This is a genomic window from Paenibacillus sp. FSL F4-0243 (genome assembly GCF_037963295.1).
Taxonomy (GTDB): Bacteria; Bacillota; Bacilli; order Paenibacillales; family Paenibacillaceae; genus Paenibacillus_AQ.
In genome coordinates, this window is record NZ_CP150151.1 from 3,468,430 (window position 1) to 3,481,944 (window position 13,515).

Genomic DNA, 13,515 nt, shown 5'->3' on the forward strand with positions numbered 1-13,515 from the left:
TTCCAAGTCACCCTTCATCCTTTAGAATGAGGGGTTATTTGTACAATTTCGTTCCAATAAGGCTCCCAGCTGTTCTGCTAATACTTGATAGGTTACTGGTCTTTCGTTCGTAAACCACCATTCAACTACACCTACATACGAAGAAGCTACAAATTGTACGACTAGATCCTTATTTAATCCTTCGTTTTTATCCTTTGTGATATCCACTTCGTCTTTGAACTCTTCTATAAGAAATTCCAGAAAACGACTCCGGAAGAAAGGGGCTCCTTTACTAGCTAACATCATGGAGAAAAAGGCATAGTTACTCTCAAAGTATTCCGTCCAAATCACGGACCCCGTTACAAAATCCAAATCAGAGGCTGCTTCACATCTTTCACGAAGTTCATTGATATGCTTCTCGATAAGCTTATCAAGAAGATCATATTTATCCATATAGTGAAGGTAAATAGTACCACGGCTCACGTTTGCTTTATCAGAGAGTTCCTGAAGGGTTATATCATCAAAATTTTTCACAGTCATTAGTTCAATGACTGCTGTCTTCAGGGCTTCCTGTGTTTTTAAGATTCTTCGATCGACTTTAGACAATTTGCTCACCGAACTTTCTTTATTCATCAACAAAAGAGTAAGAATTCATTATATAACATACTATAACGGGCTCATCAATGGGACATCTGTTTATAAATTTATATAAAAGAATCGCGAATACGCAGTAGGAAATAAACAATTTCGATGGTTTTGTTTATTAATGTACAAATCGCATCAAATTAACAATTGGCACCAAATTTAATCCGATTATAATAATAGACATGTGATCATTATTGTAATTATGCGTATTAAATATTGGTTACAACTACTCATGTGCTAAGTATTCCAGCAGCAAAATCGGAATAAGAAGTTTAGGAGGAGATGATTATGAACAATCGCACATGGCTTATCACCGGTGTGAGCAGTGGTTTTGGTTATGAGATGACGAAACAGCTTCTTCAGAAGGGCAATAAGGTTATCGGTACTGTTCGTAACAAAAGCAAGGTCGCTGACCTCATTGAGAAGTATCCCGAAACCTTCAGTTGCGAGATTCTAGATGTGACCGATTTTCCAGCCATTCGAAATCTTGTCGATAGATCTTTTGAAAAGTTTGGACGTATCGACGTTATCATAAGCAATGCTGGTTATGGCCTTTTTGGGGCTGCAGAAGAACTCTCTGACGACGAGGTTAATCATATCATTGCCACGAATTTAACGGGGTCCATCCAGCTTCTTCGTTCAGCTATCCCGCATTTGCGCACTCAGGGTGGTGGACGCATTATTCAGATCTCCTCCTATGGCGGGCAGGTCGCCTTCCCAGGAAATTCGATGTACCATGCGACCAAGTTTGGGATAGAGGGCTTTTGTGAGTCCGTTGCTCAGGAGGTTGAAGCTTTCAACATCGGTATTACATTGGTGGAGCCGGGAGGAGCCCGTACCGAGTTCCGTTATGGGAGCGCACAGGTAGCGAAACTCATGACAGAATACGAAGGCAACCCAGCACATAACTTTTTGAACATGCTGGACGCTTCTAAGAGTTTAGCTCCTGGAGATCCTGTGCGGATGGCTGCCCGAATCATAGAAAGTGTTGAATTAGAACCGGCACCGATACGAATGATACTTGGATCTCATGCACTGGCAAGCACGATTTCGACCCTCAAAGCTCGTGTTGCCGACTATGAGAAGCAGACTGAACTGGCAGCTTCTACTGATTTTCCAGCGGGAGAGTAAGAGGATCGCAGTGCACTAATAATCATTAACTATAGGAAGAAAGTAGGAATCAACGATGAAAAATGAACAACTTAGTAGCAGCACTATTTTTCCTTTAGGGGAAAAGGTTAAAGCAAACTTTACGGGTGACGCTTATTTGCAAATGGTGTTTACAGATCCGAAGCCGCTTAATACCGCAATTGGTAATGTAACCTTTGCTCCAGGCGCACGCAATAACTGGCATGCTCATAAGGTTGGACAAGTTCTGTTAGTCACTGGTGGAAATGGCTGGTATCAGGAAGAAGGAAAACCTGCTCAATTGCTCGAAATAGGTGATGTGGTCAACATTCCAGCTAATGTGAGACATTGGCATGGCGCGACAAAGGATAGTTGGTTCGTTCATTTGGCTATGACTCCAGGCGAAACAGAATGGTTTGAAGCTGTCGAGGATGAATGGTTTGAAGCACTGTAAGAACTAAAACTCATTTAAACATAGAAATGGAGGCTTGCTTTATGGAATATATCAAATTTGGAAATACGGGAATGGACGTCTCTCGGATTTGCCTTGGTTGTATGAGCTTTGGAAAAGTGCTGCCTGGAGGGCACCAATGGGTGCTCGATGAGGAGAACAGTCGTCCTATCATTAAAAGAGCACTTGAGCTCGGCATCAATTTTTTTGATACAGCTAATATTTACGCAAGTGGTTCCAGTGAAGAGATTATCGGACGTGCGCTTAAGGACTATGCGAATCGGGATGAAATTGTACTTGCCACGAAGGTCTGGGGCCAGATGCGTCCAGGTCCTAATGGTGGTGGGCTTTCTCGAAAAGCTATTATGAGCGAAATAGATAACAGTTTGAAGAGACTTGGGACCGATTATGTGGATCTCTATATCATTCACCGCTGGGATTATAACACACCTATTGAAGAAACCATGGAGGCCTTGCATGATGTAGTGAAGTCTGGAAAGGCTAGATATATCGGTGCGTCTGCTATGTATGCTTGGCAATTCCAAAAAGCATTACATGTGGCCGAGAAAAATAGCTGGACTCGCTTTGTATCCATGCAAAATCACCTTAATCTCATCTACCGAGAAGAGGAAAGGGAAATGATGCCGCTTTGTCAGGATCAAAAAATTGCGGTAACTCCTTATAGTCCTCTAGCATCAGGAAGATTGATTCGCGATTGGTCGGAAACAACACGCAGATCCGAAACCGATCTCATTCAAAAATCAAAGTATGATTCAACTGCTGATGTAGATCGATTAATTGTTGAGCGAGTAGCGTCGTTAGCAGAGAAACGAGGCGTACCACGTACTCATATCGCACTTGCATGGCTGTTGCAAAAAGCTTCTGTAGCTGCTCCAATTGTGGGCGCGACGAAAATTGCTCAGCTCGAAGATTCAGTAGATGCTCTAGCGGTGAAATTATCACCTGAAGAAATTTCATTCCTTGAAGAGTTGTATGTTCCACATCCAATAGTTGGAGCTCAGTAATGAAGACTGGTTAAGCTTGTCACTTAAACGTAGACCTTTTCGCCGTCTTTGTGCATTCGAATATTAAAATGAAGCCGATGATCTAAACCAAAAGATCATCGGTTTTTTGTTTGCTTAATAAGATAACGGACCATGTATCTCTTAACGTAATTCACTTGGAGTCCGTTGTTTAATCTGTTTAAATACTCTGTTAAAGGTACGGATATTAGTGAAACCGCATTCCAGTGCGATATCTAAAATGGATTTGTCTGTGGTCAGCAGCAGCTGTTCTGCTTGGTTGACTCGGATGTTGCTAAGGTATGCAATATAGCTCATACCCGAAAGACTCTTGAAGAAGCGGGAGAAATAAAAGAGGCTCATATTGGCTTGCCTTGCGGCGTCAGCAAGTGTGATGGGATGCATGTAGTTGACGTCGAGGTATTCAAGAACCCCTTGCATAATCTTCATGTTAGTGATGCGCCTTTTATCTTTCTGTGGATTAATCTTATCCAAGGGAACATGCCGTAAAATGAGTCCGCTCCACTCGTGCAAAAGGCCGATGATTACCTGTTCATGATATTCCAGCTTCTGATTATATTCGTCCATAAGTTCCTGCAGGATCTGAGAAAGACGGTTGTTGATACGCACTTCTTCTTCTCGTATAGCTCGTTTCTCCATAAATGGGGAAGTCAGCCTCACATTCAAAGGCCATCCACCAGGAAAACCGATTAATGAAGGATTGAATATCACCATCATTATCTTGGAGCTGCTGTCTTTACTGTCATAGTAGTGGATGTCTCCGCTGCTGCATATAGCCATATCTCTCGCTTTCAAGATCCTTGTTTCGGAGTTAATTCCCATCCGAATTGAACCTTCAAATACATAGACTATCTCAAGATCGTTATGCCAGTGGGCTAGAAAATCAATATCATTAGACATTATTACAGTGAAGGGGAACGTCGAATGGTAAGTTCTATTTTCGTGAAAGGCTTTCATGAGATCTCCTGTTCATGTGGTTTGAATTTTAGGTTCACCTCTAAAACTTAGCAAAAAATGACCATTCCTACAAGTGAAATGGCGAGCACACCTCTCTGATCTGGATTACAATTTCATCAGATGGACGAAAGGTTGATTACATATATAAAGGAAAAGGAGATTGCAGGATGACGAAGAAAGCATTGATTGTAAAAGGTGGATGGGATGGGCATGAACCAAATGAAGTAGCCGCAATTTTTGCTGGCATTCTAGAGGCTGAAGGCTTTGAAGTTGAAGTGTCTGATACGCTGGAGAGCTTCAACAGTGTAGATAAGCTTACGGATTTAAGCCTTATTGTACCGGTATGGACCATGGGAGAAATCAGTAATGATCAGGTATCCTCAGTTCTGAAGGCAGTAGCTTCTGGAGTAGGAATTGCCGGTTGTCATGGAGGGATGTGCGACTCTTTCCGTAACAATACAGAGTGGCAATTTTTGACCGGGTCACAATGGGTAGCACATCCATTTAACGATGGGGTAGAGTACGAAGTTAATATCATGCATTCTGGCTCCAGTCCCATTGTGGAGGGTATCCAAGACTTCAAGGTGAAATCGGAACAATATTATTTACATGTAGATCCTGCAGTGGATGTCTTGGCAACAACTACGTTTGTAATGAGTGAGGGTGAGCATTCAGCAAATGGTGTCATCACGATGCCCGTTGTATATACGAAGAAATGGGGAAAAGGGAAGGTTTTCTATAATTCACTTGGCCATCATGCAGACGTTTTCGATATACCGGAAGCCAAGGAACTGATGCGAAAAGGCTTTTTGTGGGCGGCTAACTAAAACTGAGATAAGGTGGGAATGATCTTGCGCAAAGTGAAGGTAGGTATAGTCGGCTGCGGTAACATCAGCAGCATTTATTTTGAAAATTTGAACGGGACTTTCGTTAATACTGAGGTTTATGCTTGTTCCGACCTGGATAAAGGTCGTGCAGAGCATGCGGCGGAGAAATATGGCGTTCCTCATGTATGGACGACAGAACAATTACTTGCTTCGGAAGTGATTGAAATAGTCGTTAATCTAACAACGCCTAATTTTCATTTTGACGTGTGCAAGCAAGCCTTGCTAGCTGGCAAGCATGTGTATGTGGAGAAGCCCTTATCCCTTTCCCTTGAAAATGGCACTGAGCTAGTTCGTCTGGCGAAGGAAAAGAACCTGTTCCTTGGCTGCGCACCAGATACTTTCCTTGGAGGCGGTCTGCAAACCTGCAGTAAGCTGATTGCGGATGGTTATATCGGGGAGCCGGTGGCAGCAACTGCCTTTATGCTTTGTCATGGACATGAAAGCTGGCATCCTGATCCGGAATTTTATTATAAAGCCGGTGGAGGACCCATGTTTGACATGGGACCCTACTATCTAACTGCGTTAGTATCTTTGCTAGGCCCAGCTAAAACAGTATGCGGCATCACTAAAACCTCCTTTGCTCATAGAACGATCACGAGCGACAAAAAGTTTGGCAAAGTCATTGATGTAGAGGTGCCCACACATGTTGCTGGAACGATTGAGTTTTACAGTGGCGCTGTGGCAACCATGATTACCAGCTTTGATGTTTGGCACAGTACTTTACCGAGGATCGAAATCTACGGATCGCAAGGAACCTTGATCGTACCGGACCCTAACAACTTTGGAGGGCCGATCCTTTTACGCCCGGCACACAGCTCGGAATTCCAAGAGATCCCACTTATCTACAATTATGCAGATAATAGTAGAGGCATAGGAGTAGCAGATATGGCACACTGCATCGACACGGGGGAGACTCCTCGTGCAAATGGAGAACTCGCCAATCACGTACTTGAGATCATGCATGCATTCCATACAAGTTCCGATTCTAAGCAATATGCTCAACTGGTAACCAGCTGCGAGCAGCCCAAGCCATTGCCGCTGGGCTTAGTCAAAGGGTATTTAGAGTAGTAATTTCCCAGAACAAATACTAAATGTATGCTGCAGATAATCAGCTTTCAAAAAGGGTAGAAGACAGATCTTTAAGTCTTCTACCCTTTTTGGTTTGATGAATCGCAGCATACACCAAATCTTCACCATACACTTACCAGACAGGTCTTGATCTCATAGTAGATTTATCTTCATTTGCTTTATATACAAGTGTTGTTAAATCATCTTTGAGCATCTGCAGTCGTTCAGCACCTATGATTTCAATCCAACGTTGCTCAATCTCAGTTAGTATTTCTTCTTTTGCTTTCACTGCTAACCAACCTCGCTCAGTCAAAACAATGATTTTTCCTCTCTTGTCAGTGGGATGATTTTCGCGAATTACATAACCACTTTTCTCAAGATAATCTACCATTTTACTTACGGCTTGCTTCGTAATTCCTAAATATTCGGCTAATTCTATACCTGTTGCTCCGTTTGGAGCAATACACTTAAACATAAAACCATGTACAGGTCTAATATCTGCAAATCCTAATTCACGCAATCTATCATGTAGTTCATTAATTGATGTACTAAAGGATAATGATAAAAGTGTTGTCAGATCCAATTCACTAAAGACTTCCTGAGTCATACATAAAACCTCCTTAAATAAAGTCAACTTAGTTGACTTTGTACGAAATACATTGTACTATGCGAAAAGTAGTCAATCAAGTTGACTATATTTTCTGTTGTGAAAGAAACAGGAATCACTGAAACAGAATTAATAAATTATGGAGGGTTCTCATGACTAATATTGTTAAAGTTAGAGCAAGTGTATTTATTCCAACACCGTGGACTGATCCTAGGAAGGATGAAGAAACAGGAAACGTAATCCATTTTGAAGGTGACTCACGTGAATTCACACCCTATGCTGTCAACGCTATGCGCTCCAGAGTGGAACAAGAAGTAGTTGTAGATTTTTACAAAAAAGATATTTTCACATATGCAAATACTGGTATTACAACAGAAAGAGTCACTACTCCAGATGGTTCTGTTAATAAAAAAACAGGAAAAGCTACTACAGAAGGTATTTTGTGCACTGATATTGTGTGGGGCTCTGAAGACGTTAGGTTTCAAATGAGTGCAAGTGCTAGCAATCCATTAAATGCATTTGCACCTCCAGTTGACTATCTTTTAATAGTTCATATTCAAAAGGATGGTACTGTCAATATGCAAGGAGCACATGATGGATTTCCTTGTTTTGAATTTTATAAACAAGTGAACTTTGGAACGTTCGAACAAATTTATACACATGATTACAGAGTAACTGGTGATAATCCTGAAGCTATGGCTGGAGAAATGGAGTATAGCTTCAAAAAAATATTATAAACAACATAAGAGTGCACATCAGGAGGAACAAGGAATGACAACCGTTTTATTTGTAAAAGCAAACAATCGACCAGCAGATCAGTCGGTTAGTGTTAGATTATTCGAGGCTTTTTTAGCGAGCTATAAAGAATCACATCCAAATGACACTGTAGTAGAGCTGGATTTATACAATGAGGAATTGCCTTACGTAGGTGCAGATATGATTAACGGAACATTTAAGTCTAGTAGAGGATTAGATTTAACAGTAGAAGAAGCAAAAGCAGTAGCTGTTGCTGATAAGTATTTAGATCCATTCCTTGCAGCTGATAAAGTCGTATTTGGGTTCCCTTTATGGAATTTAACCATCCCAGCTGTACTACATACATATATTGATTACTTAAACCGCGCAGGCAAAACATTTAAATATACACCAGAAGGTCCAGTAGGGCTTATTGGAAATAAAAAAATAGTGTTATTAAACGCAAGTGGTGGTGTGTATTCTGAGGGACCAAAAGTTGATTTAGAGATGGCTGTTAAATATGTAACAAGTATGATGAACTTCTTTGGTGTGAAAAATATAGAGACTATTATCATTGAAGGGCACAGCCAATTCCCTGATAAGGCAGAAGAGATTATTGTCGCAGGGCTTGAAAAAGCTGTTAAAGTATCAAGGACGTTCTAAATAACCAAGCGTGTATCAGTCTATATAGGGCAGTACCAACACTTTTATAGCGATGGTGCTGCTTTTTTATTCGCCTATTTCACTATTTTTGGAGATTACCTAAAGTCGATAGAAAGAAGGATTACATTACAATGGAACGTTTATGGACAAAAAACTATATCATGCTGACCCTTACAGCTTTATTACTATTTAGTGGATTTTATTTACTAATGCCAACATTGCCTATGTTTATCAAACAACTAGGTGGAAGTGAATCTCAAGTTGGATTAATAATTGGAGTGTTTACAATATCGGCAGTAATTTTTCGTCCTATTATTGGAGGATTAATGGATCGGTTTGGTCGACGTGCATTTATAATAAGCGGATTACTATTTTTTGCTATAACCATGTATTTTTATGATTGGGTAACAGGCATTATATTTTTAGTAATATTACGTATCCTTCATGGAGTCAGCTGGGCAGTTGCTACAACTTCGATAGGAACGGCTGTGACTGATGTTATTCCACAATCTCGTCGTGGAGAAGGAATGGGATGGTATGGACTAGCAATGACATTAGGTATGGCGTTAGGACCAATCATTGGTCTTTGGGTAACAAAATCTTATTCATTTCATTACCTATTTCTTCTATGTACAGCATTAGCTTTGATTGCATTCATACTTGGATTTGGTGCAAAAATTCCAACAGTACAAAACACATCAAAAAAACCAATATCATTTTATGAAAAAACAGTTTTACCTATCGCTATCGTTACATTTTTCTTATCATTTACTTTTGGTGGTATTACAACTTTTTTACCACTGTTTGCGGCAAATATTGAAGTTAACACGGGTACTTTTTTCTTAGTGTATGCAGTCACACTTACAGTAATTAGACCACTTACAGGGAAGATATCCGATAAGTATGGGGAAGGGGTCATTATTGTACCTGCTCTCTTCATATTGATAGTCGCACTATTCGTCCTAACAATGACTAAAGGAATTGCTGGAGTGGTTATTACAGCTATTTTGTACGGAATTGGATTCGGATCAGCTCAACCAGCGCTTCAAGTAGCGATGATTCGATTAGCCCCACCAGCGAAAAGAGGTGTAGCGAACGCTACATTCTTTACTGCTTTTGATTTAGGAATTGGTTTAGGAGCAATCCTACTTGGATTTGTTTCACAGCTTATGGGATATCAGATGGTATTTATTACTTGTGCTATATCTGGGTTTATTAGTCTGGTGCTTTTTATATTGATTGTAAAAAAGACACTAAAAACAACCTGAACCTTCGTTATCAATAAGACAGTAAACTTGATTTCATGGGTTTATATGATAGGATTTTGGATGAGGCAAGGCTCTATTAAGATTAAGAATAGGAGGTTAGGTATGCAAGAAAATACATTGATAGCCTCGGATTTCAGGTTTTCAATTAATCTCCCTGAAGACGCTATCGCTTCCTGGCATCAAGAACTTGAGGTAATGTACATCTTGCAGGGAACTGGGGTACTACAGTTGGATGACAATCAGTTTACCTATGAAGTTCAGCAGGATGACATTATTGTATTGAATAGCTACCAACTGCACGCTTTAAATATGAAAGGTTCGGGCAAGGCGCTATCGCTGTTTATCTCGCCGGCATTTTTGGCAGCTTTTTGTCCTGAGATTGAAAGTATAATTATAGAGTGTAAGTCTTTTCTATACCCTAAGGACGAACAAGCTCGCTTTAATGTAATCCGAAGTGAGTTCGCCAGTGTATTCCAGGCCTATTACAAAAACGAATCTCGTTTACCTATACTAATGCGTAGTCGTGTAGGTGTACTGCTGAACAGTCTAGTGCATACTTTTCTTGAGCAGAACAAGCAGAAGGATCCCTCCAAATCCTCAAGTAAGGAAAGATTGCGCAAAGCAACCGACTATCTCCACCGACATTATCGGGAAAATATTACTCTGAGTGGACTAGCCTCTACTATCTATTTAAGTAGCTCCTACCTGTCCCATTTATTTCAGAAACAGCTTGGCCTTACTTTTACTGCCTACCTTACAAATGTCAGACTGAGTCAGGCAGTGGCACTTCTTCGTAGTGAAAGAACGATCACGGACATCGCCTCAGAAGTTGGATTTCCAAGTACCAACGCTTTGATCGACGCCTTCAAACGGCGCTTTGGTGTTACACCAGGGCAATACCGTCTAGTAAATGAGCATGATGCGACAGATCCACAGGAGAACAGAATGGTCACAGCGGGATTTTCGACCGATTTCACTTCACTAATGCGGCATTTGCATCACAACGAGCACTCCATTGTCCAACCTCAGGTCAATGAGGGATATGATCTTCATGTGGACACTGGCTGTAAGATTCGGACGCTGAGTCATAACTGGCGGACGTTGATTAATGCAGGTTACGCCAAGGATCTGTTGAATGGCGCGGTACAGGCGCAAATACGAAAGCTGCAAAAGGAGATTGGCTTTCGCTATATGCGCTGCAAAGGTCTGTTAGACGATGACATGATGCTGTATGTCAGGAAAATGTCTGGTAGCGCAGATTATAACTTTGTTTATGTAGATGAGGTACTGGACTTCATGCTTTCAGTGGAGTTAAAGCCTTATGTTGAATTTAGTTATATGCCTTCTGCATTAGCGAGGGAAGCCGTGTTTCCATTTAAGAGGCCAAGCATCCTTTCTATGCCTGAGCATCTTGACAAATGGCTCGACCTTGTGACTTCCCTTGTTAGGCATTTCATTGATCGGTATGGGATTGAGTCCGTGCGGGAATGGAGGTTTGCTCCTTTCGTGAGTCCAGAGTTCTCAGGATATGGTGTGTTTACCATGGAAGAATACTGGGTGCTTTACCGTGAAACCAGCCACGCCATCCGTGCTATCGATCCGCAGCTACATATTGTTGGTCCAGGAAGCAACATTGATTCTAGTAATTTTATCAGCGAATTCCTAGTGTCTTGCAGTAAGGGGAATTGTTTGCCCGACTCTCTGGCTCTACGTGCTTATCACAGCATCTTACCGGGTCAGGAAGACACTGGTCTTCAGCTCATGGCAGAGGATGAAGCTTTTCCACTTGCGGTAAGCGGCGATGAACAGTTTATGAAACACGCGTTACATAAGGTCAAAAAGCTGTTGCGTCAACGTGGTTTCGCTAGTCTGCCTGTGATTCTTGAAGAGTGGAGTAATAACATATGGCAGCGTGATTTGTGTAATGATACCTCCTACAAATCTGCTTTTCTTTTCAAAAATATTCTGGAGAATTACGACCACTTTGAGGCTATGGGATACTGGTCGCTCAGTGACCATATGGAGGAAATTGTTCCTTCGTCGGATCTTTTTCATGGCGGGTTTGGTTTATTCACTCGCGGAGGTTTGCCCAAAAGCTGTTATCGGGCGCTGCAATTGTTGCGTTATGCAGGAAGCGGTCTGATAGCTGAAGGTGATGGGTATTTTATAACTTCCTCGAAAGGTGAAATACAGATATTTCTATATAATTATTGTCATTATGATACTCTATATCGCTACCGTCATACCACTCACTTGACTCAAACCGAACGTTACAACGTGTTCAATATACGCAATACCCGTCAGTATCACATTCGTCTAGACGGCTTAACGCCGGGTGTTTATACAGAGCGAAGGTATTCAGTAGGTCCGGCTGGGGGAAGCGCCTTTGATGAATGGTTGAATATGGGGGCACCTAAGGACATGCGTCCAGAAGAATGGTCTTATCTTGAAGGTCGGTCCCTGCCGTTATTTCAAATACGTTCGCTGCAAGTGACAGCAAATTTTGTGGTAAATGCTGTTGTACAACCACATGAGGTACAAGTGATTAGATTAACACGTTAAATAGAGAATAGTATAACAAGGATGACTTTAGTGTTGTCCTTTTTTGTTTTTTATATTGTATTTTTGCTCTCGACATCATTTTTGAAATCGCTTTCAATATTAATGATAAAAGAAGGATATAACAAAAGAAATAATGCGATATTTTTTCTGCAAACCCAAACCTATAATTGAGTTATGGCAACCAATACAAATCGCCGCAAATCATTTTACCATACAACATTTGAAAAGGAGTAATCATCATGGAACGTAAATATTCGCAACAGCTTCTTACATCGATGCTAGAAAGGCAACATGTAATTAATGAAAATGGACTGGATATCCTGATTAAGCCTATTCCTGAAACCGATGAGCCTGGTGTACTGGATCCTCGCTTTTATCAAAGTATGGAGTCAATCCTAAAAGGTTTCAAGGGAATGCTGGTTAAGATGATGTTGAAAGGCAGCCGAAAGAAAAATATCCAAAAAAGTGCAGCCCAAATGCGCAAGATGATGAATGGCGTGAACAGCATTCCGATTACTGAAGGTGTTGATGTGAGGCATGCTACCGTTCAAAACGGTAATGTTGCTGTCCCGGTACGAATTTACACTTCGCAGAAGAAGAGTGGAGAGTTGCAGCCAGTGTTCTATTACATCCACGGAGGCGGTTTCGTAGCAGGAGGACCCGAAGTAGTAGAGGAGATGTGCAAGCTTGTGGTTGCAAATACGGGCTGTGTATCGATTCAGGTTGATTACCGCTTAGCTCCGGAGAACCCATACCCCGCTGGGCTCGACGACTGTTATACCGTGTTGAAATGGATATATGCTCACGCCGAAGAATTTAATGGTGATCCGAATCGCATCTGTATTTCCGGTGATTCCGCAGGTGGGAATTTAGCCACGGTATGCGCAATGAAAGATCGGGATGAAGGAACGCAGATGGTAAAGGCACAGGCACTACTATATCCAAGCGTGGACGCAGCAGGTATGCAGGAACATATGCAGCGCAGAGATGTTTATGAAATATCCCCTTCTCAGGAAAAAGAAATTAGATCTATATTGGATCTGTTGAGCGGTGGTTTAGGAACTGTCGGCTTAGGTGAATATCTGGGCGTGCCCGATGATACAATCCCTTATGTGAGCCCGCTGCGAGGAGATCTGAAAGGGATGCCGCCTGTCATTATTTTGTTTGGCGAATATGACTTTCTGCGGATTGAGGATGATGCATATGCCTTAAAGCTGAAGGAGTCGGGCGTCAAAGTGAAAACGGTACGGTACAAAGGACTTTCTCACGGCTTTGCCGATCAGGTGGGGGTCACACCGCAAGCGGAAGATAGTTTGATTGAAATTGGGAATTTCATGCTGGAGAATGTGTAATGAATTATATTCAAAAGCCGCTCATTGCGGCTTTTTTTATTGTTCTGAAATTACTATTAAATCTTGTCATCAGGCACATTCATGCTCCGGCTATATTGTAAGTTTAGACCTGTCGTCATTCAAATGAGTGTTAACCACTCTACTGAATTATCTGGCTTAATATGCTAAGC

The 13,515-nt window shown here is 41.5% G+C and carries 13 protein-coding genes; 10 read left to right on the forward strand and 3 right to left on the reverse strand.

Annotation, left to right across the window (positions count from 1 at the left end; all coding sequences use genetic code 11):
- Positions 1 to 21: 21 nt before the first annotated feature.
- Positions 22 to 585, reverse strand: a complete 564-nt coding sequence (locus NSS87_RS15365; protein WP_076286801.1) for a TetR/AcrR family transcriptional regulator — start codon at positions 583 to 585, stop codon at positions 22 to 24.
- A 327-nt stretch (positions 586 to 912) separates the two neighbouring features.
- Between NSS87_RS15365 and NSS87_RS15370 the strand changes: the two genes are divergently transcribed.
- The 3 genes from NSS87_RS15370 to NSS87_RS15380 are packed head-to-tail and all read left to right on the forward strand — an operon-like array spanning position 913 to position 3,228.
- Entirely contained in the window at positions 913 to 1,755 is an 843-nt protein-coding gene (locus tag NSS87_RS15370; protein ID WP_339248328.1) for an SDR family oxidoreductase, read from the forward strand.
- A 55-nt stretch (positions 1,756 to 1,810) separates the two neighbouring features.
- Entirely contained in the window at positions 1,811 to 2,206 is a 396-nt protein-coding gene (locus NSS87_RS15375) for a cupin domain-containing protein (protein WP_042188320.1), read from the forward strand.
- A gap of 41 nt (positions 2,207 to 2,247) precedes the next feature.
- The gene (locus tag NSS87_RS15380) at positions 2,248 to 3,228 is read left to right on the forward strand and encodes an aldo/keto reductase (protein ID WP_042188322.1); all 981 of its coding nucleotides are present in this window, start codon (positions 2,248 to 2,250) and stop codon (positions 3,226 to 3,228) included.
- 141 nt (positions 3,229 to 3,369) lie between these two features.
- On the opposite strand, the gene NSS87_RS15385 is transcribed toward NSS87_RS15380, so the two are convergent.
- Positions 3,370 to 4,203, reverse strand: a complete 834-nt coding sequence (locus NSS87_RS15385) for an AraC family transcriptional regulator (RefSeq protein ID WP_339248332.1) — start codon at positions 4,201 to 4,203, stop codon at positions 3,370 to 3,372.
- A 167-nt stretch (positions 4,204 to 4,370) separates the two neighbouring features.
- Between NSS87_RS15385 and NSS87_RS15390 the strand changes: the two genes are divergently transcribed.
- Entirely contained in the window at positions 4,371 to 5,030 is a 660-nt protein-coding gene (locus tag NSS87_RS15390; RefSeq protein WP_339248335.1) for a ThuA domain-containing protein, read from the forward strand.
- 24 nt (positions 5,031 to 5,054) lie between these two features.
- Positions 5,055 to 6,158: a Gfo/Idh/MocA family oxidoreductase gene (locus NSS87_RS15395; RefSeq protein ID WP_339248336.1), complete on the forward strand. Its 1,104-nt coding sequence runs from the start codon at positions 5,055 to 5,057 to the stop codon at positions 6,156 to 6,158.
- Positions 6,159 to 6,291: 133 nt separating this feature from the next.
- Here the strand turns inward: NSS87_RS15395 and NSS87_RS15400 are convergent, their stop codons facing one another.
- Complete coding sequence (locus tag NSS87_RS15400) at positions 6,292 to 6,765, reverse strand: MarR family transcriptional regulator (protein WP_339248339.1); 474 nt, start codon at positions 6,763 to 6,765, stop codon at positions 6,292 to 6,294.
- A 152-nt stretch (positions 6,766 to 6,917) separates the two neighbouring features.
- Between NSS87_RS15400 and NSS87_RS15405 the strand changes: the two genes are divergently transcribed.
- The 5 genes from NSS87_RS15405 (at position 6,918) to NSS87_RS15425 (ending at position 13,345) form a co-directional block, all read left to right on the forward strand.
- Positions 6,918 to 7,502 (forward strand): DUF3238 domain-containing protein, encoded by a 585-nt coding sequence (locus NSS87_RS15405; RefSeq protein ID WP_339248341.1) that lies wholly within the window; start codon positions 6,918 to 6,920, stop codon positions 7,500 to 7,502.
- A gap of 34 nt (positions 7,503 to 7,536) precedes the next feature.
- Positions 7,537 to 8,163 (forward strand): FMN-dependent NADH-azoreductase, encoded by a 627-nt coding sequence (locus tag NSS87_RS15410; RefSeq protein ID WP_076299765.1) that lies wholly within the window; start codon positions 7,537 to 7,539, stop codon positions 8,161 to 8,163.
- Between the two features lie 131 nt (positions 8,164 to 8,294).
- A complete protein-coding gene (locus NSS87_RS15415; protein ID WP_042188333.1) occupies positions 8,295 to 9,431 on the forward strand; it encodes an MFS transporter in 1,137 nt (378 codons plus the stop codon).
- A 102-nt stretch (positions 9,432 to 9,533) separates the two neighbouring features.
- A complete protein-coding gene (locus NSS87_RS15420) occupies positions 9,534 to 11,993 on the forward strand; it encodes a helix-turn-helix domain-containing protein (RefSeq protein ID WP_339248345.1) in 2,460 nt (819 codons plus the stop codon).
- A gap of 239 nt (positions 11,994 to 12,232) precedes the next feature.
- Positions 12,233 to 13,345 (forward strand): alpha/beta hydrolase, encoded by a 1,113-nt coding sequence (locus NSS87_RS15425; RefSeq protein WP_042188337.1) that lies wholly within the window; start codon positions 12,233 to 12,235, stop codon positions 13,343 to 13,345.
- The last annotated feature ends 170 nt before the right edge of the window (positions 13,346 to 13,515 follow it).